Annotated in this window: 19 protein-coding genes; 6 read left to right on the top strand and 13 right to left on the bottom strand. The window is 69.7% G+C overall.

Translation table 11 applies throughout. The features are described from left to right. Positions 1–36: 36 nt before the first annotated feature. Positions 37–1,926 carry a tRNA uridine-5-carboxymethylaminomethyl(34) synthesis enzyme MnmG gene (gene mnmG / locus GDJ08_RS13760; RefSeq protein WP_017354379.1) on the bottom strand — a complete coding sequence of 630 codons (1,890 nt, stop codon included), beginning with the start codon at positions 1,924–1,926 and terminating at the stop codon, positions 37–39. A gap of 496 nt (positions 1,927–2,422) precedes the next feature. Next, on the bottom strand, positions 2,423–2,953 hold the full coding sequence (locus GDJ08_RS13755) for a hypothetical protein (RefSeq protein WP_153165080.1): 531 nt from the start codon (positions 2,951–2,953) through the stop codon (positions 2,423–2,425). A 146-nt stretch (positions 2,954–3,099) separates the two neighbouring features. Here GDJ08_RS13755 and GDJ08_RS13750 point away from each other — a divergent pair, with 146 nt between their 5' ends. Together GDJ08_RS13750 and GDJ08_RS13745 are read left to right on the top strand one after the other, a co-directional pair. Then, positions 3,100–4,059, top strand: coding sequence for a pyridoxal-phosphate dependent enzyme (locus GDJ08_RS13750; protein WP_017355746.1), 960 nt, complete (start codon positions 3,100–3,102; stop codon positions 4,057–4,059). Further along, positions 4,044–4,664: a YdcF family protein gene (locus GDJ08_RS13745; RefSeq protein ID WP_017355745.1), complete on the top strand. Its 621-nt coding sequence runs from the start codon at positions 4,044–4,046 to the stop codon at positions 4,662–4,664. The genes GDJ08_RS13750 and GDJ08_RS13745 overlap by 16 nt, the downstream gene beginning before the upstream one ends. A 33-nt stretch (positions 4,665–4,697) precedes the next feature. On the opposite strand, the gene bioC is transcribed toward GDJ08_RS13745, so the two are convergent. From bioC to bioB, 5 genes are all read right to left on the bottom strand, one after another. Next, positions 4,698–5,582 carry a malonyl-ACP O-methyltransferase BioC gene (bioC, locus tag GDJ08_RS13740; protein WP_153165079.1) on the bottom strand — a complete coding sequence of 295 codons (885 nt, stop codon included), beginning with the start codon at positions 5,580–5,582 and terminating at the stop codon, positions 4,698–4,700. Between the two features lie 36 nt (positions 5,583–5,618). Next, entirely contained in the window at positions 5,619–6,401 is a 783-nt protein-coding gene (locus GDJ08_RS13735) for an SDR family oxidoreductase (protein ID WP_153165078.1), read from the bottom strand. A gap of 58 nt (positions 6,402–6,459) precedes the next feature. Then, the gene (gene bioH / locus GDJ08_RS13730) at positions 6,460–7,221 is read right to left on the bottom strand and encodes a pimeloyl-ACP methyl ester esterase BioH (RefSeq protein WP_153165077.1); all 762 of its coding nucleotides are present in this window, start codon (positions 7,219–7,221) and stop codon (positions 6,460–6,462) included. A 16-nt stretch (positions 7,222–7,237) separates the two neighbouring features. Continuing rightward, complete coding sequence (gene bioF / locus GDJ08_RS13725; protein WP_017355741.1) at positions 7,238–8,440, bottom strand: 8-amino-7-oxononanoate synthase; 1,203 nt, start codon at positions 8,438–8,440, stop codon at positions 7,238–7,240. A gap of 95 nt (positions 8,441–8,535) precedes the next feature. Then, complete coding sequence (gene bioB / locus GDJ08_RS13720; RefSeq protein ID WP_153165076.1) at positions 8,536–9,570, bottom strand: biotin synthase BioB; 1,035 nt, start codon at positions 9,568–9,570, stop codon at positions 8,536–8,538. A 70-nt stretch (positions 9,571–9,640) separates the two neighbouring features. On the opposite strand from bioB, the gene GDJ08_RS13715 reads away from it, so the two are divergent. The 3 genes from GDJ08_RS13715 (at position 9,641) to GDJ08_RS13705 (ending at position 11,494) form a co-directional block, all read left to right on the top strand. Then, positions 9,641–10,342, top strand: coding sequence for a ComF family protein (locus GDJ08_RS13715; RefSeq protein ID WP_136005999.1), 702 nt, complete (start codon positions 9,641–9,643; stop codon positions 10,340–10,342). Positions 10,343–10,404: 62 nt separating this feature from the next. Further along, entirely contained in the window at positions 10,405–10,953 is a 549-nt protein-coding gene (locus tag GDJ08_RS13710) for an HdeD family acid-resistance protein (RefSeq protein ID WP_017355738.1), read from the top strand. Positions 10,954–10,999: 46 nt separating this feature from the next. Further along, positions 11,000–11,494 (top strand): SecDF P1 head subdomain-containing protein, encoded by a 495-nt coding sequence (locus GDJ08_RS13705; RefSeq protein ID WP_136005996.1) that lies wholly within the window; start codon positions 11,000–11,002, stop codon positions 11,492–11,494. Positions 11,495–11,517: 23 nt separating this feature from the next. Here GDJ08_RS13705 and GDJ08_RS13700 read toward each other — a convergent pair whose 3' ends face one another. From GDJ08_RS13700 to GDJ08_RS13675, 6 genes are read right to left on the bottom strand one after another with little or no spacing between them, the layout of a single operon-like run. Next, positions 11,518–13,317, bottom strand: coding sequence for an MFS transporter (locus GDJ08_RS13700; RefSeq protein WP_017355736.1), 1,800 nt, complete (start codon positions 13,315–13,317; stop codon positions 11,518–11,520). 52 nt (positions 13,318–13,369) lie between these two features. Further along, positions 13,370–14,485 (bottom strand): N-acetylglucosamine-6-phosphate deacetylase, encoded by a 1,116-nt coding sequence (locus GDJ08_RS13695; protein ID WP_017355735.1) that lies wholly within the window; start codon positions 14,483–14,485, stop codon positions 13,370–13,372. Continuing rightward, positions 14,482–15,258, bottom strand: a complete 777-nt coding sequence (locus tag GDJ08_RS13690; RefSeq protein ID WP_017355734.1) for a DeoR family transcriptional regulator — start codon at positions 15,256–15,258, stop codon at positions 14,482–14,484. The genes GDJ08_RS13695 and GDJ08_RS13690 overlap by 4 nt, the downstream gene beginning before the upstream one ends. Positions 15,259–15,292: 34 nt before the next feature. Next, positions 15,293–16,588, bottom strand: coding sequence for a D-tagatose-bisphosphate aldolase, class II, non-catalytic subunit (locus GDJ08_RS13685; RefSeq protein ID WP_153165075.1), 1,296 nt, complete (start codon positions 16,586–16,588; stop codon positions 15,293–15,295). A gap of 20 nt (positions 16,589–16,608) precedes the next feature. Beyond that, positions 16,609–17,535: an ROK family protein gene (locus GDJ08_RS13680; RefSeq protein WP_153165074.1), complete on the bottom strand. Its 927-nt coding sequence runs from the start codon at positions 17,533–17,535 to the stop codon at positions 16,609–16,611. Positions 17,536–17,541: 6 nt separating this feature from the next. Further along, complete coding sequence (locus GDJ08_RS13675; RefSeq protein WP_153165073.1) at positions 17,542–18,699, bottom strand: SIS domain-containing protein; 1,158 nt, start codon at positions 18,697–18,699, stop codon at positions 17,542–17,544. Positions 18,700–19,021: 322 nt separating this feature from the next. On the opposite strand from GDJ08_RS13675, the gene GDJ08_RS13670 reads away from it, so the two are divergent. Further along, a complete protein-coding gene (locus tag GDJ08_RS13670) occupies positions 19,022–22,384 on the top strand; it encodes a TIM-barrel domain-containing protein (protein WP_153165072.1) in 3,363 nt (1,120 codons plus the stop codon). The last annotated feature ends 73 nt before the right edge of the window (positions 22,385–22,457 follow it).

The following is a 22,457-nucleotide window of genomic DNA, read 5'->3' as shown; positions in this document are numbered from 1 at the left end:
CCTTTCCGCTCCCGGCGTGTGCACGCCGGTGGTGCATCACGCCACGCGGCTGCGGCGTGCGCGCTCCAGGTGCACCAGCAGCAGCGAGATGGCCGCCGGGGTCATGCCGGGGATGCGCTGGGCCTGGCCGATGGTCTGCGGGCGCACGCGCTCGAGCTTCTGCTGCACCTCGGCCGACAGCCCACGCACGCCGGCATAGTCGAAATCGCTGGCGATCGCGGTGTTTTCGTGGCGCTGCTGGCGCTCGATCTCCTCGCGCTGGCGGTCCAGGTAGCCGGCGTACTTCACCCCGATCTCGACCTGCTCGGCCACTTTGGGGTCGTCCACGGCCGGGCCGAGCGAGGGCACCTGCATGAGCGTGGCGTAATCCAGTTCGGGGCGCTTGATCAGGTCGAGCACGTTGGTCTCGCGGCTGACTGCCACGCCCAGGGTGGTTTCAACCTCGCGGCCCAGCGCATTGCCCGGGGTTGCCCACAGCGCCCGCAGGCGTGCCGACTCGCGGGCCACGGCCTCCTGTTTGGCCTGGAACGCCGCCCAGCGGCGGTCGTCCACCACGCCCAGTTCGCGGCCGATGCCGGTCAGGCGCACGTCGGCGTTGTCTTCGCGCAGCTGCAGGCGGTACTCGGCGCGGCTGGTGAACATGCGGTACGGCTCGGTCGTGCCGTGGGTGATCAGATCATCCACCAGCACGCCCAGGTAGGCTTCGTCGCGGCGCGGGCACCAGCCCGCTTCGTCGCGGCAGGCGCGCGCGGCGTTGAGGCCGGCGAGCAGGCCCTGCGCGGCTGCCTCCTCGTAGCCGGTGGTGCCGTTGATCTGGCCGGCGAAGAACAGGCCGGACACGCTCTTGGTTTCCAGGGTGTTGTTCAGGCCGCGCGGATCGAAGAAGTCGTACTCGATCGCGTAGCCGGGCCGGGTGATGTGCGCGTTCTCGAAGCCGGCGATGCTGCGCACCAGGTCCAGCTGCACGTCGAACGGCAGCGAGGTGGAGATGCCGTTGGGATAGATCTCCACCACATCCAGCCCTTCGGGCTCGACGAAGATCTGGTGGCTGGCCTTTTCGGCAAAGCGCACCACTTTGTCCTCGATGGAGGGGCAGTAGCGCGGGCCGATGCCCTCGATCTGGCCGCTGTACAGCGGCGAGCGGTGCAGTGCGCTGCGGATGATCTCGTGGGTGCGCTCGCTGGTGTGGGTGATCCAGCAGCTGACCTGGGCCGGGTGATCGGCTGCATCGCCCAGGAAGGACATCACCGGACGCGGGGTGTCGCCAGGCTGTTCGGCCATCACCGAATAGTCCAGCGAACGGCCGTCGATGCGCGGCGGGGTGCCGGTCTTGAGCCGGTCCACCACGAACGGGCGTTCGCGCAGGCGCGCGGCCAGGGTGGTGGCCGGCGGATCGCCCATGCGGCCGGCGGCGTACTGGGTCTGACCCACGTGGATCTTGCCGGCCAGGAAGGTGCCGGCGGTCAGCACCACCGCCTTGGCATGGAAGCGCAGGCCGGTCTGGGTGATGGCGCCGCGGACCGCATCGCCCTCGATCACCAGGTCGTCCACGGCCGCCTGGAACACGGTCAGGTTCGGCTGCGCTTCGACCATCCGGCGCACTGCCATGCGGTACAGGTTGCGGTCGGCCTGGCAGCGCGTGGCGCGCACGGCAGGGCCTTTGGAGGCGTTGAGGGTGCGCCACTGGATGCCGGCGCGGTCGGCGGCATGCGCCATCGCCCCGCCGAGGGCGTCGATCTCTTTGACCAGGTGACCCTTGCCGATGCCGCCAATGGCCGGGTTGCAGCTCATCGCACCGATGGTTTCCACATTGTGGGTCAGCAGCAGGGTGCGGGCCCCGCTGCGCGCGGCCGCCAGCGCGGCCTCAGTGCCGGCATGGCCGCCGCCGATGACGATGACGTCGTGATGATGGAAGGAATCGGACATGGCGATGGGGCTCGGGGGGACGGGGCCGAAGGGCCTTGGATTCCCCCCCGGGGAGGGGGAGGGGTGGCGATTTTAGCGCCAATCGGGCCCGGGTCGAAAAATTACCCTCAAGTTGGCACGCAATCTGCAGATAACCCAATAGCACCCATCGTGGCACGCGCCACTGGCACGACAGACCGGAATTGGAACAGGGGCTGGTCTACGCGCACGCTGGGGAAGCGAAGGGGCCGGTAGTCGGGGGACTGCCGGCCCTGTTTTTTTCAGCCTGCGGCCCAGCGCCGGTCTCCCCGAAAGACAGAAGGCCCCGCGCGAGCGGGGCCTTCTGCGTTTTGGGTGCCGACATCCGACAGGGCCGGAACAGGGGGGATCCAGATGTTCCTGTCGGATATCGACGTAGAGCTTGATGTGACGCGTTGTGTCGCTTTTGTCACTTTGCGACGGCGACCGTCACCACCCGGCTAGATTGAACCGCCCGGTGCGTGAAAATCAAGTCAGCTCAGCGCTCATTTGTGCGCTGGTTCGCATTGTTGAGCGTTCGCCACGGGGAACCGTTCATTCTTTGCCCCGCAGGACGCGGCGCCTGCGCCGGACGGGCCTGGGCCGGCATCGACGGGCGCTGCTGCGGCGCGGGCCGCTGCTGCGGGGGACGACCCAGCGAGTCCATGTTGCGCCAGGGGGAGCCACCGTTGTTGTCCGGGCGCGGCCGATCCGGGCGCGGCGGGCGGTCCGGCCGCGGGCCATTGCCGTGGTCGGGACGCGGCGGCGGGCGGTGGTTGTGCGGCGGGCGGTAGTTCGGATACGGCCGGTACACGGGGTAGCCGTAGCCGCCGCCGTAGCCGTAATAGCCGTAGCCGCCACCGTAGTAGCCGCTGCCATAGCCGTACGGATAACCGGCCGGGTAGCGGTATTCCACCGACGGTGCACCGTGGTAGTAGCCACTGCCGGCGCCACCGCCGACATAGTCGTAGGTCGCGCAGCCGGACAGGGCCAACATCAGGCCACCGGCAAGGATCAGGCGCATCTTCATGATCGGGTCCCCCCAAGGGTATGAGGCCAGCTTCGGCCTGCGGCATTGAATCGGCCCTTAATCCCGCCCGATCCGGATGAATGGCCGCCATGTTGGCATGTACGGGGGAGGCGATGCCAACCGGGGCCATACGTTAATCTTGCGTCATGAGCGATTCACCCTTGCCCTGTGTCGACGACGTGCTGGCCGCCGCCGCGCGCATTGCCCCACATGCCCGTGTGACCCCGGTGCTGCGGTCGCGCACGCTGGATGCGATGAGCGGTGCCGAGCTGGCGTTCAAGGGCGAGCACCTGCAGCGCGGGGGGGCCTTCAAGTTCCGTGGCGCCTGCAATGCGGTCTGGGCGATGGACGACGCACAGGCGGCGCGTGGCGTGGTCACCCATTCATCGGGCAACCACGGCGCCGCGCTGGCGCTGGCGGCCCGTACGCGCGGGATCGCCTGCCATGTGGTGGTGCCCGAGGGTGCGGTGGCCGCCAAGCTGGCCAACATCGTCCGCCACGGGGCCACCCTGTGGCGCTGCGAGGCCTCCATCGCCGCCCGTGAAGCAATGTGCGCGCAGGTGCAGGCCGAGACGGGCGGCACGCTGGTGCATCCCTATACCCACAGCCACGTGATCGCCGGGCAGGGCACTGCCGCGCTGGAACTGCTGCACGGCCACGGTCCGTTCGACACCCTGGTGGTGCCGGTGGGCGGCGGTGGCCTGGCGGCGGGCACCGTGCTGGCCATGCAGGCGCTGGCGCCCACCGCGCGGCTGGTGCTGGCCGAACCCGAGGGGGCGGCCGACACCGCGCGTTCGCTGGCCGCCGGCGAACGCCGCGTGGACATCACCCCGGACACCGTCTGCGACGGCCTGCGCGGCACCCTGGGCCAGCCCAACTTCGCGCTGCTGCAGCCTGCGGCGTCGGTGCTCACGGTGCGTGACGCCGACACCGTGGCGGCGATGCGGCTGATCTGGCAGGTGCTCAAGCAGGTGGTGGAGCCGTCGTCGGCGATCGCCCTGGCGGCCATTCTGGGCGCACCGGAACGCTTTGCCGGGCAACGGGTGGGCGTGGTGCTGTCCGGCGGCAATGTGGATCTTGACGCCCTGCCGTGGAGCGCGGCATGAGCCGCCGTGGCCGGGTGGGCCGGGTGGGCATCCTGGGCTGGCTGTGGCGCCTGTGCATCCTGCTGGTGGCCTGGCTGCTTGGGGTGACGGCCTGGATCGTCTGGATCGGTGAGCGTGACCAGGCCGCGCAGGCCGACGCCATCATCGTGCTGGGTGCGGCGGCGTACGACGCCAAGCCGTCACCGGTGTTTGAAGAGCGCATCCGCCACGGCCTGGACCTGTACCAGAAGGGGTACGCGCCACTGCTGATCTTCACCGGCGGCTACGGCGGCAGCGGCGCGCGCTTCTCCGAGTCGCAGGTGGCACGCCGCTATGCGCTCAAGCAGGGGGTGCCGGACGAGGTGATCCTGATCGAAACCGCCTCGCGGACCACCCGCCAGAACCTGATCGAGGCCCGCCGCCTGATGCAGCAACGCAAGCTGCACCGGGTCATCATCGTCAGCGATCCGCTGCACATGGCGCGCGCGCTGCGGCTGTGCAAGGAACTGGGCATTGATGCGCTGGCGTCCTCCACGCCGAGCACCCGTTTCCGCAGCTTCCACACCAGCTGGCGCTTCCTGGCGCAGGAAATCTATTTCTTCCACCGCGACCTGTTCCCGTCGTAACGCGCACCCGCGCCGGTGGGGCCGAGCCTGCGGTCAAGTGGGCCTGCGGCGGATCGGGATCGCCGACACCGGCACGCTGGCGATGTCGTGCCCGCGCTCGCGGATCGGCGCGCCCGGGTCGGGTGCCCAGGCATGGGCGTAGATCACTTCCCAGCTGCTGGGCAGCTTGCCATCCTCGCGCCGCAGCGGCTCATAGGCGGCGCGGGCGGCATCGAAGCGGCCCCGCCCGGTCAAGGTGTGGCGGCGGTCGTGGCGTGCGTTGGTGGCGCCGATCGCCTGCAGTTCGCGCATCAGCGCGGGCAGGTCGTCATAGGTCAGGGTGAACAGATCGCGGTCCAGCACCGGATCGCGGAAACCGGCCATCATCAGCGCATCGCCGAACTGGGCAATGGGCGCGAACCGGCTGACATGCGGCACCGCATCGGCCTGCGCGAACGCGTCGCGCAGCTCGATCAGGGTCTCCGGGCCGAACGTGGAGCACACCAGCAGTCCACCAGGCTTGAGTACGCGGCGGAACCCGGCGAATACCGCCGGCAGATCGTCCACCCACTGCAGGCACAGGTTGCTGTAGATCAGGTCCACGCTCTGGTCCTGCAGCGGCAGCGCCTGCGCATCGGCGCAGACGCGTGCGAACGGCTTCCACCAACCCGCCTGCTTCTTCGCTTCGCGCAGCATCGGCTCGGCCAGATCCAGTGCAATCACCTGCGCCTTGGGCCAGCGCTTCTTCATCGTCGCGCTGGCATGGCCGGTCCCGCTGCCGATGTCCAGCACCACCTGAGGCTGGCGCTCGCCCAGGTAATCCAGCGATTCCAGCAGGCGCTTGGCCACCTCGCGCTGCAACGCTGCGGCGGCGTCGTAGCGGCTGGCGGCACGCGAGAACGCGCGGCGGACGTGGTGGTGATCGAAACTGGACGTCATGGAAGGCTCACTGCATAATCGGGGGTGGGACGGAAGTCAGAAGGTGCCGGGGTAGGCACCGCCATCGATGAGCAGGTTCTGCCCGGTGATGTAGCCGGCATGCGCGCTGCACAGGAAGGCGCAGGTGGCGCCGAACTCGTCGGCGCTGCCGAAGCGTCCGGCGGGAATATGGGTACGCTTGCGGTCGGCCAGCTGGCCGGCATCGATGCCCTGCTGCTGTGCCAGGTAGGCGAAGTTGCCGCGCAGGCGATCGGTGTCGAACTGGCCTGGCAGCAGGTTGTTGATCGTGACGCCGTGGGCGACGGTGCGGCGCGCGATGCCGGCCACGACACCGGTCAGCCCCGAGCGGGCACCGTTGGACAGGCCCAGCACGTCGATGGGCGCCTTCACCGAGGAGGAGGTGATGTTGACGATGCGCCCGAAGCCGCGCTCGATCATGCCATCCACGGTCAGGCGGATCAGGTCGATGGGCGCCAGCATGTTGGCGTCCAGCGCGGCCAGCCAGTCCTCGCGGGCGAACTGGCGGAAATCGCCGGCGGGCGGTCCGCCGGCGTTGTTGACCAGGATGTCCACCTGCGGGCAGGCCGCCAACGCGGCCTGGCGACCTTCGGGTGTGGTGATGTCGGCGACCACGGCCACCACCTGGCGTGCGCCGGGCAGGGCCAGCAGTTCCAGACGCGCCCGTTCCAGCGCAGCCTCACCGCGCGCGGCGATCACCACGTTGACGCCTTCGCGCACCAGGGCCCGCGCGCAGCCCAGCCCGAGGCCTTTGCTCGCGGCGCAGACCAGGGCCCAGCGGCCGGCTATTCCAAGATCCATCGTCAGTCTCGCGGGAAAGGGCGGAAAGGCATTTTCGGCGATGCGTGGCGGTGATGGCTCAGCCCAGGCCGGAAACAAAGTGTTGCAGGTGGCGGGCAACCTCGTCTGCATGGCCCAGGAACGGGGCATGGCCGCCGTGGGCGATGGTGTGCATCTCTGCCGCCGGCGTCAGCGCGGCCGCTGCCTGCATCGTGCGCGCCGCCACCAGCCGGTCGCGTTGCCCGGCCAGCCACAGGCTGGGCGTGCGCAGGGTCGGCAGGGCGCCGCGCAGGTCACTGGCTTCCAGCAGCCGCAGGCCGTCGTTCAGCGCGTGCGGCGCGGGTTCGCCACGTGCCACCAGCATCTCGCGCAGCGTGCGCAGTTCCTGCTTGGCATGCTCGGAGCCCATTGCATCCAGGGCCAGGAAGCGTTCCAGGGTGCCACGATAGTCGCGGGCCAGGTCCTGGCCGAACTGTTCGAACACGCTCGCCTCGACGGCGTCGGGCCAGTCCACCGCGCGCACGAAGCACGGCGTCGCGGCGATCATCACCAGCGCGCGCACCTGCGGCAGCGTGGCCGCCGCATGCAGCGCGAACAGACCGCCGAGCGACCATCCGCACCACACTGCCGGCGGCGTGGCGGCAGCGATCGCGTTGACCACGTAGGGCAGCCGCAGGGGCGTGGCGTCGTCGCGGCTGGCGCCGTGGCCGGGAAGGTCGACCAGATGCAGCTGGAAGCGGTCGGCGAGCCGCTCGACCAGCGGCGCGAACACGCCGCCATGAAGGGCCCAGCCGTGGATCAGCACCAGTGCCGGTCCCTGTCCCACCACCTCGATCTGCATGCTTACCGCCTCTGCCTCATGCCGACAGGGCCTGCTGGTGCAGAACGCTGTCGCGTGCATGGGCGATGGCGTCGATCAGCGCGCGCACCTGGGCCGGGGTGTGCAGTGCCGACAACGTCACGCGCAGCCGCGCCTTGCCTTCGGGCACCGTCGGCGGGCGGATCGCGGTGACCAGGAAACCGGAGGTCTCCAAGGCGGCCGACATCGCCATCACGGTGGCCTCGGCACCGCACAGCAACGGCTGGATCGGCGTATCGGAGGCCATCAGGTCCAGCCCGTGCTGGCGCGCGCCGGCGCGGAACACGCCCACCAGTTCGGCCAGCTTCTCGCGGCGCCAGTCGTCACGACGGGCCAGCTTCACCGCGGCCAGCGTGGCGGCCGCCTGCGCCGGCGGGACGGCCGTGGTGTAGATATAAGGACGCGCGGTTTCGGCCAGGTGCTGGATCATCGCCTCGTCGCCGAGCACCACCGCACCGCTGCCGCCCAGCGCCTTGCCGAACGTGGCCAGCTGCAGCGGCACATCGTCCACGCCCAACCCGGCCTCGGCCACGCAGCCGCGGCCGTGTTGACCGATCACGCCCACGCCGTGCGCATCGTCCACGTACAGCATTGCGCCCTGCATCCGTGCCACCAGCGAGAGGGAGCGCAGCGGGGCAAGGTCGCCATCCATGCTGAACACGCCATCGGTGGCCAGCATCGCCGCGCCTTCCGGCGCATGTTTGAGCTGGCGCATCGCGCCTTCGGCATCCAGATGCGGGTAGCGGCGCAGGCGGCAGCCGGCCAGGCGCGTCGCATCGAGCAGGCTGGCATGGTTCAACCGGTCCTGCACGCAGACATCGTCTTCTTCGCTGAGCAGCGCCTGCTGCACGGCCAGGTTGGCGGCGAAACCGCTGCCAAACAGCAGCGCGCGCGGGTAGCCCAGCCACTCGGCCATCTCGCGTTCGAGCGCGTCATGCAGTGCGTGGTGGCCACAGACCAGGTGCGAGGCGGTGGCGCCGGCACCCTCGCGCGCAGCGGCGTCCTGCAGCGCGCTGACCACGCCGAACTGCTGGGACAGGCCCAGGTAGTCGTTGCTGCAGAAGCCGGTGAGCCACTGGCCATCGATCTCCAGCCGCACGCCGTCGCGCCGGGTCACCGTGCGACGCACGCGGATGCGTCCCTGGGCGTCGCGGAGCTTGCGCTGGGCCTGGATGCGGTCGTGCAGGTCGGGACGGGCCATGAGCGTGGTGGGCATGGGCGGCTGGGAAGATCCGTAGCGTACCCGGTTGCCGGGCCTGGCGCTGCCTGGCCCGGCCGGGCGGCCGATCGGCCGGATCAGGCGGCCCGCCCGCAGCCGCCGGACGTGGTGATCCCGGCGTGGACCGTGCCCGGGCGATCGTGGTCGGCGGCGTCCACCCGGACCGGCATCGGGCGCAGGCCCAGCCGCTCGAACAGGGCCAGGTCGCGCTCAGTATCGGGATTGCCGGTGGTCAGCAGTTTCTCGCCGTAGAAGATCGAGTTGGCTCCGGCCAGGAAACACAGCGCCTGCAGCTCATCGCTCATCGCCTCGCGCCCGGCCGACAGCCGCACCATCGCGCGCGGCATGGCGATGCGGGCCACGGCAATCATCCGCACGAACTCGAACGGGTCCAGTTCGGCGGTGCCATGCAGCGGCGTGCCGGCCACCTGCACCAGCCGGTTGATCGGCACCGAGTCCGGGTGCGCCGGCAGGTTGGCCAGCGCCAGCAGCAGGCCGGCGCGGTGCTCGCGGGATTCGCCCATGCCGACAATGCCGCCGCAGCAGGTCTTCAGCCCGGCCTCGCGCACGTGCTCCAGCGTGTCCAGGCGGTCCTGGTACTGGCGCGTGTGGATGATCGAATCATAGAAGTCCGGCGCGGTGTCCAGATTGTGGTTGTAATAGTCCAGCCCGGCGTCGCGCAGGGCGGCCGCCTGGTCGCCGCTGAGCATGCCCAGGGTGGCGCAGGTCTCCAGGCCCAGCGCCTTCACCTCGCGGATCATCGCCGCCACCTTGGGAATGTCGCGCGCCTTGGGCGAGCGCCACGCGGCGCCCATGCAGAAGCGCGAGGCGCCGGCGGCTTTGGCCTGCCGGGCCCTGGCAACCACGTCCTCGGTGGCCATCAGCTTCTGCGCATCCACCCCCGTGCTGTAACGCTGCGCCTGCGGGCAGTAGGCGCAGTCTTCCGGGCAGCCGCCGGTCTTGACCGAGAGCAGCGTGGAGACCTGGACTTCAGCCGGATCAAAGTGCGCGTGGTGCACGCTGGCGGCCTGGTGCAGCAACGCGGGCAGCGGCAGGGCGAACAGGGCCAGCAGTTCGTCGCGGTGCCAGTCGTGGCGGATGACGGAAGGCATGGGCAAGTCCTGACAGATAGTGGAACGAAAGGGCGGCAGTCTGGTGAGCGGACCGGCAACTGTCAACTACATGGACATTAGAAAAGTTTACGGAGCATGGGCGTGGCTGGGCCATCAGCTCCTGCCCCTGCGCTGCCTGCTGTGCGAGGCGCCCGGTGCGGATGGGCTGGATCTCTGCGCGGCCTGCCATGCCGGCCTGCCCTGGAACGATGCTGCCTGCCCGCTGTGCGCGCTGCCCTTGCCGGACGGCGAATGCACCGCGCGCTGCGGCGCCTGCCTGCGCACGCCCCCGCGCCAGCATGGCGCTGCCGCTACGTTTTTGTACGCCGCCCCGGTGGATGGACTGCTGCGCCGTTTCAAGTTCCACCATGACCTGGCGGCCGGCAGGCTGCTGTCGCAGCTGATGCTGCAGCGTGTACCGGCGTTCGTGGACGGCCCGCTGGCGCCGGTGCCGCTGCATCGGCAGCGGTTGCGCGCACGCGGCTACGACCAGGCGCTGGAACTGGCGCGACCGCTGGCGCGCGCGTTGGATCTGCCGCTGTGGCAGGGCGTGCAGCGCACCCGCCTGACCGCCCCGCAATCGGACCTGGAGGCCGATGCCCGCCGCCGCAATCTGCGGAACGCCTTCGGCGTGACCGGGCCCGCGCCGGCACGGTTGACCCTCGTTGACGACGTAATGACCACCGGCGCCACGCTGGATGCGGCCGCCAGCGCGCTGCAGGGCGCCGGCGGCACGCAGCTGCGGGTCTGGGTATGCGCACGCGTGCCGTGAGCAGGGCTTTCATGACCCGGCGCTAAGATGCCCATTCACCCTTCACACGGAGTGCGCTGCCGATGACTACCCCTCTTTCGCCGGTGCTGTCGCTGGTGGGCCGCAGCTGGTGGATCGTGCTGCTGTACGGCGTGGTGGCCGTGGTGTTCGGACTGATCGCGATCCTGCAGCCCCTGTCGGCCGCGACCGCGCTGGCATGGGCGATAGGCGTGATGGCGCTGGTGGAGGGCCTGATCAGCCTGTTCGCGGTGTTCGGCAACAGCGGCGTGCCGCGTGGCTGGCTGCTGCTCTATGCGGTGGTATCGCTCGGCTTCGGCGTGCTGGCGGTGCTCAATCCGCTGGCCACCGCCAGTGTGCTGATCCTGCTGCTGGCGGTCTGGCTGATCGTGGCCGGGCTGTACCGCATCGTGTTCGCCATCCGCGTGCGCAGGCACATCCGGGGCGAGTGGCTGCTGATCCTCAGCGGGCTGCTGGCCATCGTGCTGGGCGCGCTCATGGTGGCCAATCCCATCGCGGGCGTGGCTGTCACCACGCTGTGGATCGGCATCGGCAGCCTGATCTACGGCGTGCTGCAGATCGTGGTGGCCTTCCGCTTGCGACGGCTGCGCTGAGCCTGCATCCGGGCCACAATGCGCCAACAACCTCGAGGGAATGGCGATGCGCAAGGGATGGCGTTGGGGGCTGTTGTTGGGCGCGCTGGTGATGTCGGGGTGCAGCCAAGCGCCGTCGTCCGACGGGACGTTCACCCGGCCGGGCGCCCCGCCACGCAGCGGGGTGCGCATTGAAATGCGCGAGGCCGATACCGTGGCGCAGGCGGGCAGCGTGCCCGCGCGGACGCTGGATGGCACCCCCATCCATCTGGTTGGACCGCCGGTCATCACCGCGTCGGCCATTGCCAGTGTGCGCCAGGAGGTCGGACCCAATGGCCTGGCCACGCTTTACTACACTTTCACCGACGCGGCCGAACCGCGCATCCAGCGCGCGTCCGAGCGCCTGGTCGGACGCGTGATGGCGGTGAGCGTGGACGGTGACATCGTCAGCGTGGCGCATGTGAGCGCGCCGTTCGGCAAGTACATGCAGACCACCGGCCTGGCGCCGGACGATGCCGCACGCCTGGTGGAACGCATGACCGGCACGCCGGCCACACCCTGACCGGGTGTGGCGACGTGCTGCGATCAGCGGAAGTTGGCCTCGATCTGTTCCAGCGACTTGCCCTTGGTTTCCGGTAGCCAGAAGGCGGCGATCAGGAAGTACAGCAGGGTGCAGCCGGCCCAGAAGAAGAACATGCTGGCATAGCCGTGGTGGCCGACGGTGGGCAGGAAGATGGCCGCGATCACCGTGGACACGAACTGGTTGATCAACAGCGCGATGCTCATGCCGTTGGAGCGGATGCGGGTCGGCATCAGCTCGGACAGAGCCAGCCACACACACACGCCGGGGCCCACCGCGAAGAACGCCACAAACAGCAGGATGCAGCTGGCGACCAGCCAGCCGTGGGTGGGCGAGGGCACCGGGCCGATCATGGCGCGTTCGATCACCAGCGGTGCCTGCGCGGCCTGGGCGGGGTCCGGGAACGGATTGAGGTGAAGCCGGCGGAAGAACGCGCCGATCACACTGTCGTCCGACACCGCGTCGTTGCGACGGATCTCCAGCGTCGCATCGATCGGGTTGTCGCTGCGCAGCGCGCGCACGTTGCTGAAGCCGCCGTAGGCGTAGGACACGGTGAGCTGCTGCGGGCCAGCAGCGGCGCCGCCCTCCAGGCGCTGCCACTGTGCGGCATCCAGCGGCAGCGACAAGGTACTGCCTGCCACCTGCTGCTGCAGCAGCGGCTGCACATCCAGGCGGCCGCGTTCGCTCTGCACGAACAGCAGTGCGGCGGCCAGCAGCGCCACGGTGATGCCGCCGCTGCCCAGCATCAGCAGGAACTTGCGGCCCTTGCGGTCCACCAGCACGAGGGCGACCACGGTCATCACCGCGTTGAGCAGTTTGATCGCCACGTCGGCCCAGTTGGCCACCGCGCCGGGCAGGCCGGCCTGGTTGAGGATGTTCACCGCGTAGGCCAGCACCGAGTTGATGCCGGTGGCCTGGGTGAAGGCCAGCACCAGGCAGGCCAGCACGAACGGCCACACGTAACGGCGGCTCAGCAGCGGGTCGCGCGCGCCGGTGCCACGGCTGCGCACGGCCTCCGGGGCCTGCATGCGCTGCAGGGTCGGTTCGACCTCGGCGGCGGCAACGGTACGCTGCAGCGCGCGCCGCGCCGCGTCGACACGCCCGCGGCGTACCAGCCAGCGCGGCGATTCGCTGATCAGCAGCACGCCGGCGGTGAACACCAGCCCGGGCAGCAGGCAGCTCCAGAAGATGGTGCGCCAGGCATGGTCCTTGACATCGAACAGCAGCCGCTGCTGTTCCTCGCCTGGCAGGTGGCGCACGGCCGCGGCCGCTGCGTCCACCGAATGCGCGTGGTACAGGCCGATCACCGCCGCCAGCACCAGGCCGACGGTCAGCAGCAGCTGGAACATCGCCGCGCCGCGCCCGCGTCGCTCCGGGCTGAGCACCTCGGCCAGGTACAGCGGCACCACCACGCCGATCAGGCCGCCGCTGATGCCCTGCAGCAGGCGGCCCATCAGCAGCGCTGCATACCCGTCCGACAGCGCCATCACCGGAATGCTGGCGGTGAACAGCAGGCCGGCCAGGAACATCGCCCCGCGCCGCCCGATCAGGTCGGCGACCATGCCGGCGAACAGCGAGGACAGCACGCTGCCCAGCAGCACGGCGGCTACCACGAAGCCCAGCTGCTGGGTGGTCAGGTGCCAGCTCGCGGTTGCGGTGGCTTCCAGATACGGCAGGGCGCCGGCGATGATGCCGATGTCGATGCCGTAGAGCAGGCCGCCCATGCCGCCGATGAACAACAGATAGCGTATCGGCCAGCGCGGGGCGTCGGCGTACACGGGCTGGGCTGCGGAAACGTCGTTCATCGGGCCGGTCCTGTCCTGCGTTGCATGCGCCGCGACGGCGCGGGGTCGGCGCTCAGTCGAGCGCGATGTCTTGGCCTTCCACCGTCACGGCGCGCACGCGCAGGTCGCGGTCGAGGATCACCAGGTCGGCCCAGGCGCCGACGGCGATGCGGCCACGATCGGTGAGGCCGAGATAGTCGGCCGGGTAGCGCGATACCCGGTTGGAGGCGTCGGCAAGGTCCAGCCCCAGTGACACCAGATTGCGCAGCGCCTGGTCCATCGTCAGCGCACTGCCGGCCAGCGAACCGGTGGACAGTCGCACGCAGCCCAGGCACTTGTGCACGCGCTGTACGCCCAGCGCGTACTCGCCGTCGGGCATGCCGGTGGCCGCCGTGGCGTCGGTCACGCAATACAGGCGCGGAATCGCGCGCAGCGCGGTACGGATCGCGCCGGGATGCACGTGCTGCAGGTCGGGGATCAGCTCGGCGTACTGCGCATGCGCCAGGGCGGCGGTGGCGATGCCGGGCTGATAGTGGTCCACGCCGGTCATGCCGTTGAACAGATGGGTGAAGCCGGCCGCGCCCGCCTCCAGTGCGGCCACGCCATCGGCATAGCTGCCGGCACTGTGGCCGAGCTGCACGCGGATGCCGAGCGCGTTCAGCGCAGGAATCAGCGCGAGATGCTGGCCGATCTCCGGGGCGAGGGTGAGCACGTGGATGGGGGCAATCGCATGCAGGCGGCGCACGTCCTGCAGCGTGGCTTCGACCACCAGGGGCGGTTGCGCGCCGAGCCGCTCGGCACTGATGAAGGGGCCCTCCAGATGCACGCCCAGGACCCGTGCCATGCCCGGTGCCCGCGTGCCGATCGCACCGGCCAGGCCCTGCAGCGCCTGCACGATGTCGTCCTCGTGCGCGGTCATGGTGGTGCCCAGCATCGCCGTGGTGCCGTGGCGGGCATGCGCCCGCGCGACGGTGCAGGCGCTGTCGCCGCCCTGCATGATGTCCACACCGGCGCCGCCATGCACGTGCAGGTCGATGAAGCCGGGCAGGATCAGCGGAACCTCGTCGTCATCGCGCGGATCGCGGTGCGCGGTGTCGATGGCGCGTACACGCTGGTCGATGTGGAGGTCGCCACGCACCCAACCGGTGTCGGTGAGCATGCGGCCGTGCAGGGTGCGGGGGTCGGTCAAGGGGGCGACTCGGCGATGATCACTTCGACGCCCAGCCGCTGCAGCCCGTCCAGGTACTCGCTGTCGATGCTGGCGTCGGTGATGATGGTGTGGACCTGGTCCAGCCGCGCGATGCGGTGCAGGCTGACGCGGCCGAACTTGGAGGCGTCGGTCAGCACCACGATGCGGCGCGCGCGCTCGACCATGCGGTGGTTGAGGCTGGCTTCGGCCTCGTGGTGGGTGGTCAGGCCGAACTGCAGGTCCAGGCCATCCACACCGAGGAACAGGGTGTCGAAACTGTAGGTGTTCAGACTGGCCTCGGCCTGGCTGCCCTGCAGCGACAGCGACTGCTTGCGCAGCAGTCCGCCGGTCAGCAGCAGCTCCACGCCCGGCGCATTGGCCAGCTCCCAGGCGATGTTCAGTCCGTTGGTCATCACCGTGACGTCGCGGTGCCCGCGCAGGTGGCGCGCCAGCGTCATGGTGGTCGAGCCGGAGTCGATGATGATGTTGTCGCCCGGTTTGACCAGCCGCGCGGCGTGTACGCCGATGCTGTCCTTCAGCGGCAGGTTGAGCGCATCCTTCTCGTGGATGTCCTGCTCCTGCGGCGGCGTGCGCACCAGCGTGGCACCGCCATGCGTGCGCGTGGCCAACCCCTGCGATTCGATGTGGGTCAGGTCGGCACGGATGGTCACCGCCGACACGCCAAAGCGGCCCACCAGCTCGCTGACCTGCACGTTGCCGTGGTCGACCAGCAACTGCAGGATCTGTTGGCGGCGCTGGCGTGTGTTTCGCATGGGGGCGGTTCCGTCCGGAAAGGAAAGCCGAAGCTTACCGTTCCGAAAGCGCCTTGTTGCGATTGCAGGCCCGGGCGTACTCGGCCAGACGCAACGCAACCTTGTGCTGGATCAGCGCCAGCGGCTCGGCGCGCAGGGCGCCGGCTTCGATCGCCTTCTGCTGTTCCGGCAGGAACTGGCTGAGCAGGGTCTGCGGCGGCACGTGTGCGGTCAGGTTGGCCACCAGCGTGTCCAGCGCGGCCTGGACCGCCGGTTCTCCCCAGTAGTAGCGGCTGCGGTCGCTCAGCGAATACGCGCGCAGCAGGCGCAGTTCGTGTTCGTCGCCGTGGTAGTAGCTGCGCCAGCTGGCGGGCTTGTCGACCATGCAGCGGTCGAGCACCTCGATCAGGTTCGAACGCTGTGCGGGCGGCAGCAGTGCGTCCTCGATCATCGCCAGTGCGAACACGGCCTCGCGGAACGCATAGGTGGCAGCCGGGCCGACTTTGAGGATGGCGAAGTGGTCGCGCACCAGCGCGTGCAATCCCGCCTCGGTCTGGTAGTCGGTGGAGTGGGCTTCAAACACGATGCGCGGCTGCTGCTCGACGAAGGCCGACAGGTCCGCGGCGGCGGCCGGATCGTAGTAGTGCACGCTGCTGTGGTCGAAATCCACGCCTGGCTGCACCACCATCGCGATCACCCGCTCCCATGCCGGCAGCAGGTCCGGCGCGGCGAAGGCCTCGCGGTGAATCGCCAGCGTGGTGGCCGCCGCGGCCGGCGTGGTGACCTGCAGGCCGCCGGCCAGCGACGCTTCGCCGCCGGGGACCGGCACTTCGGTGCCGATCACGTAGACGGGCGGTGGCAGGCCGTGCTCGGCTGCGGTGCGCTCGGCGATGCGCGCCAGCTCGGCCGAGCGCGCCGCCACGATCGCGTCCGGCAGCGGCACCGGGTCATCGGCGCAGGACATGCTGCAGTCCAGATGGATCTTGTGGAAGCCGGCCGCCACGTACGCGGCAATCAGCGCGCGGGCATGGGCCATCGCGGTCTCGGCCGGGCCCTTCTGCCAGGCATTCGGGCCGAGGTGGTCGCCGCCGAGGATCAGGCGCGCGGCGGGGAAGCCTGCGCGGGCGGCCAGGGCAAGCACGTAATCGCGGTACTGCGGCGGGGTCATCCCGGTGTAGCCACCGAACTGGTCGACCTGGTTGGAGGTCGCTTCGATCAGCAGCAGGGTGTCGTGGCGCTGCGCGACCTGCATCGCGGCCAGCAGCACCTGTTCGTTGCTGCAGCAAACGCTGTACAGCCCGACGGGGTGGCCCTGGCGGTGGGCGGCGATCAGCGATTGGACGGCGGACATGGCAACTCCGGAGGCGGTATTCAGGGGGAAGGGTGGTGCTGGCGGGCGAGCAGGGCCGCGCCACGCGCGCCGCCGGCATCGCCGAAGGCCGGCGGCAGGATCGGGGGCACGCGCACCCCGGTGAACAGGTACGGGGCAATGGCGGCGGGCAGGTCCCGATAGAGCTGCTCCAGCTTCGACAGCCCGCCGCCCAGCACGATCACGTGCGGATCCAGTGCCAGGATCAGGCTGGCGAAGCTGTAACCGAGCAGGTCGCGGTGGATCGCCAGCGCCTTCTGCGCGACGGCATCGCCGGTCTGCGCGGACGCGACCACCGCGCTGGCGTCGAGGTCGTCCCCGCCGCAGCGCGCATGGATCATCGCCAAGCCGCTGCCGGAGACGTACCGCTCCAGGCAGCCACGCAGGCCGCAGCCGCAGTCCAGCAGTGGGAGGTCATGGCGATGCTGCAGCGTGGCCGGGAGGCTCCAGTGGCCCCACTCGCCGGCAATGCCGTTGCTGCCGGCGACCAGATGCCCGTCCAGGCAGTAGCCACCGCCCGCGCCGGTGCCGAGGATCACCCCGAACATGCTGCGGTAGCCCGCGGCGGCGCCGTCATGTGCTTCGGACAGCGCGAAGCACTGCAGGTCGTTGCCGAGCACCAGCGGCCGCTGCAGGCGCGCCTGCAGGTCCACGCCAACGGTGCGTCCGGTCAGGCCCGGCACGTTGGCACTGAGCTGGCGGCCGCTGTCGCGGTCGCGCACGCCGGGCAGGCCGATGCCGACGGCCACGCCGGGCCGGCCGAGCGCCGCATCGGCGGCCGTGACCAGGTCGTCCACCGCCTGCAGGAACGCAGGGTAATCCTGGGTCGGCGTGGCCACGCGCTGGCGGTGCTGCACGGCCAGCGCGGCGTCGCACGCCACCAGTTCGATCTTGGTGCCCCCGATGTCGATGCCGTACCAGGTGTGCATGCGTGCTCAGCCGTGGGAGTGGATGGTCACGCCCTGCACGACCCGGTTCACGGTGCCGTCCGGGAACGGATTGTCCGGGGTCAGGCCGAGCGCGGCGGAACGTTGCAGCGCGTAACACTGCGGCACCAGCAGCCACAGGGGCGCCAGCCACGGATCGGGCAGGTCGGCGACGTCGAGCACGAAGTCGCCCTCGGCGCGGTCGTCGCCGTCCGGTCCGATCGAGATCACCCGGCCGGCAATGCCGTCGCGGCGCAGCTCGTTCAGCAGGTCCTGCTCGTAACGGCGCGACAACGGCTGTGCGCTGCGCAGCATCACCACCAGCGTGTCGGCGTTGAGCGTGGACTTGGGACCGTGGCGGAACCCCAGCGGTGTGTTGGCCAGGGCCAGCACGCGCCCGGCGGTGAGTTCGAGCACCTTCAGCGCGGCTTCGCGCGCGGTGGCTTCCAGCGGGCCGCTGCCGAGGTAGATCACACGGGTATACGGTGCCTGTGCCAGTGCTCCCACAGCGGCGTCCCACGCGTGCAGGGCCTGTCCGCCGTGCGCGGACAGCTGCTGCAGGCGCTGCAGCCGCTGCGGCCACGGCGCGCGATCGAACGCACTGAGGGCGGCCAGCAGCATGCAGGTCAGGCTGCTGGTCATGGCAAATGCACGGTCGCAACTGGCCGGCGGCATCAGCAGCGACAGGGTGTCGCTGCGGCCCTGGCCGCGCCGGGCCAGTTCGCCATCGGCGTTGCAGGTGATGTCCAGAAAGCGCGCCTCGTCCACCTGGCCGCGCACCAGGTCCACCACCGCTACGCTTTCCGGGCTGGAACCGCTGCGCCCGAACGACACCAGCAGTGTCGGGCGGTCGCGGCGCAGGTACAGCGCCGGATGGGTGAGCAGGCTGGTGGTATGGATCGCGCGGATCTCCGCCGGCCACTGCGCGTTGAGCTGGTCGGCCACCATCTCGGCGATGAAACCCGAGCTGCCGGCGCCGGTGAAGATCACCCGCTGATCGGCATGGCCCAGGCGTTCGCCAAGGAAGGCATCGATGTCGGTCTGGCGGCGATCGAGCAGATCGGCCAGCGCGGCCCACAGGCCGGGCTGCTGGGCGATTTCTTCCGCCGTGTGGGCGCCGCCGAGGCGCTGCCAGGCGGGCAAGTCAGGGAGCAGAGAAGCGTCCATTCGCAATTCCTGTTGGGCGACCGCACCTTCTGCGCTTTCTTTCGAAATGTCAAATATCGAAAGAAAAAGAAAAGCAGGGTTCGTCACAATTTTCGATCGGAATCGGTTGAAACTTGGCGCAGATGGCGCACTGCATCAAGGTTTCAGGCGATACAAACCCAGTATTCAGGTGTTGTTTGGAAAGTGTTGCTTTGCATCATCTTTCGTTTATGAGAAAATATCCTTCATTTTTCTTTGCAATTTATTGACATCTTTCGAGGCCCTGCCCTAGAGTCGGCCGCAATGGTTTCGGATACCCGCCGAACGCGGGCTTGGGGGCAAGGTGGAAACCCGTATACGTCATGCCGGTCTGTCGGTGGCTGTGGTCGCTGCCTTGGCGCTGGCCACCGCGCCGGCCATCGCCGAGCCGCTGGGCAATCTGCGTACGATCGCCGCCGCCCCCGCCCGGGACGGCAGCCCCGGCTGGGAGATCCGCACCGATACCGGCGCGACGCTGCGCGTGGACCTGCTGCGCACGGATCTGCTGCGCGTGCAGGCCGGTCGCAACGGCACGCTGCGCCCGGCGGGCGACAAGGCCGCACCGATCGTGGTGCCGCAACCGGCCGCGAACGTCGCCTTCAAGCTGGAAGAAGATGGCAACGAAGTGCGCATCCGCACCGACGCCCTGGTGCTGCATATCCAGCGGCAGCCGCTGCGGCTGGCGCTGGATCGACGTGACGGCGATCGCGACGTGGCGCTATGGCGCGAGCTGCAGCCGCTGGACCTGGACACCGCACAGAGCGTGCAGGTGCTCTCCAGCGAAGCCGGCGAGCACTTCTACGGCGGCGGCCAGCAGAACGGGCGCTTCGAGTTCAAGGGGCGCGAGCTGGAGGTGTCCTACTCCGGGGGCTGGGAAGAGGGCGACCGGCCCAACCCGGCGCCGATGCTGCTCAGCGCGCGTGGCTGGGGCATGCTGCGCAACACCTGGAGCGATGGCACCTACGACCTGCGCCAGGCCGACCAGGCCACCCTGCTGCACCGCGAAGACCGCTTCGACGCGTACTACTTCGTCGGGCCTGACCTGCACACGCTGCTGGACCGCTACACCGCGCTGACCGGCCGCGCCGCGCTGCTGCCGCGCTGGGCGTTTTCGTATGGCGATGCCGACTGCTACAACGACGGCGACAACCGCAGGAAGCCCGGCAGCGTGCCCGACGGCTGGAGCGACGGCCCGACCGGCACCACGCCGGACGTGGTGGACAGCGTGGCCCGGCAGTACCGCGAGCACGACATGCCCGGCGGCTGGATCCTGCCCAATGATGGTTACGGCTGCGGCTACACGAAGCTGCCCGAAACCGTGCAGGGCCTGGCGAAATACGGCTTCAGGACCGGCCTGTGGACCGAAAACGGTGTCGACAAGATCGCCTGGGAAGTGGGCACCGCCGGCAGCCGCGTGCAGAAGCTGGACGTGGCCTGGACCGGCAAGGGCTACCAGTTCGCAATGGACGCCAACCAGTCCGCGTTCAACGGCATCCTGCACAATTCCGACTCCCGCCCGTTCCTGTGGACGGTGATGGGCTGGGGCGGCATCCAGCGTTATGCCGTGGCCTGGACCGGCGACCAGAGCAGCAGCTGGGACTACATCCGCTGGCACATCCCGACCCTGATCGGCTCGGGCCTGTCCGGCATGGCCTACGCCAGCGGCGACGTCGATGCGATCTTCGGCGGCAGCGCCGAAACCTTCACCCGCGACCTGCAGTGGAAGAGCTTCACGCCGGTGCTGATGGGCATGTCCGGCTGGTCGGGCAACGCGCGCAAGCATCCGTGGTGGTTCGATGAGCCCTACCGCAGCGTCAACCGCGACTACCTCAAGCTGAAAATGCGCATGACCCCGTACATGTACGGGCTGGCGCACGATGCGGCGACCACCGGCGCCCCGCTGCTGCGCGCGCTGATGTGGGACTACCCCGAGGACCCGCAGGCCTACACCGAAGCGCACAAATACCAGTTCCTGCTCGGCCGTGAGCTGCTGATCGCGCCTGTCTACCGAAGCCAGGCGGCCAGTCGTGGCTGGCGCCGCGACATCCACCTGCCGCCGGGTCGCTGGATCGACTACTGGGATGGCCGCCAGCTGCTGGCCGGTGCGCAGGGCCGTTCGCTGGACCGCCCGGTCGATCTGGCCACCATCCCGGTGTTCGTGCGTGCCGGCGCGATCATTCCGATGTACCCGGAGATGCTCTACGACGGGCAGAAGCCACTCGATGAAGTGACCTTCGATCTGTATCCACAGGGCACCTCGCAGTACACGCTGTACGAGGACGACGGTGCCACCCGTCGCTATGAAACGGGGGAGTCGAGCACGCAGGCGATCACGGTGCAGGCCCCGGCGCAGGGCAGCGGGCCGGTGCAGGTGCGCATCGATCCGGTGCAGGGGCGCTATGCCGGCCAGTTGCCGCAGCGCCGCTATGCGCTGCGCGTGCTCAGCCGTCAGCGACCGGCCGCGGTCACGCTGGACGGTCGTGCGCTGCCGAGGCTGGCAGACCTGGCCGCCTGGCAGGCAGCGGGCGAGGGCTGGTATTACGACGCGGCCGAACGCCGCGGCACCCTGCATGTGCGCACCGCGCCGGTCGACATCCGCCAGGCGCTTGCGCTGCAGCTGGATCTGCCCGCCACCGCCGCAGCCGCCGACGATGCCTTCCCGGCCGCCCCGGCACTGGGCCGCGCGCTGCCCTCCGACAGCCTGCTGGTGGTCAACCGTCCGGCCGAGGAACCCGGCTACGAGCTGGAGAAGGCGTTCGACGACGATCCGGTCACCTGGTTCCGCACGGTGCGCAATCAGGCGGTGAAGACCGGTGCGCACGAATGGGTGATCGGCTTCGGCGAACGCAGGCTGATCGACGGCATCGAACTGGCGCCGCGCAACGACCAACACTGGAAGCACGGCCAGGTGCGCGACTACGAGATCTACCTGGGTGACAGCAATGGTGAGTGGGGCGAGCCGATCAAGCGCGGCCGCCTGACCCTGCAGCAGGGCACGCAGCAGATCGACTTCCCTGCCCATGCCGGCCGCCTGCTGCGCTTCCGCGTGCTGGGCACGCAGAACCCGGACGGCGACGGCGCCAGCGGGGCCGACCCGATGGTCACCGCCGCGCAAGGCAGTGTGGCGCGCGCGGTCGATGCGCTGCAGCCCCGCGATGTCGGCCCGATCGTGCTGTCCACCTTCCGCGTGCTGGAACATCAGCAGACGGAGAAGCCCGCGCAGCAGCTGTACCTGTCCGCATTGCCGCTGCCGGCCGGACTGGCGTCGCAGGTCGCAAGCGACCACGCCTTCGGTGGCCAGGCCGACATGCGCATGAACGGCCTGCACTTCCGCCGCGGTCTGGGCGTGGGTGCGGCCAGCCGGATCGACCTTCAGCTCAAGGGCAACTGGCGCCTGCTGCGCGCCGACCTGGGCATCGACGACCAGTGCCGCGCCGCCGGGGGCATGCAGTTCCAGGTCTGGGGCGACGGTCGGCTGCTCTACGACAGCGGCCTGGTGAAAGCGCCTGGTGTGGTCAAACCGGAGCTGGACGTGCGCGGCCTGCAACGGCTGAGCCTGCGCACGCTCGGGGCGCAGGGCGACATGCCTGCGCAGGTCTGTGGCAACTGGGCCAACGCGGCCCTGATCGGACAGGAGGGCGATACCGCCAGCATCGTGTCGCCCTGACGCCGCACCCCGCGCGCGACCCACCCGTTTCTGAACTGCTCTCTCCGTTTCCCGTCTGCGGCCCTCCGGCCGC

It is taken from the genome of Stenotrophomonas nematodicola (assembly GCF_009467805.1).
GTDB lineage: Bacteria > Pseudomonadota > Gammaproteobacteria > Xanthomonadales > Xanthomonadaceae > Stenotrophomonas > Stenotrophomonas nematodicola.
Note: the sequence above shows the minus strand (reverse complement) of the source record. Positions and strands in the feature narration are given on the sequence as shown.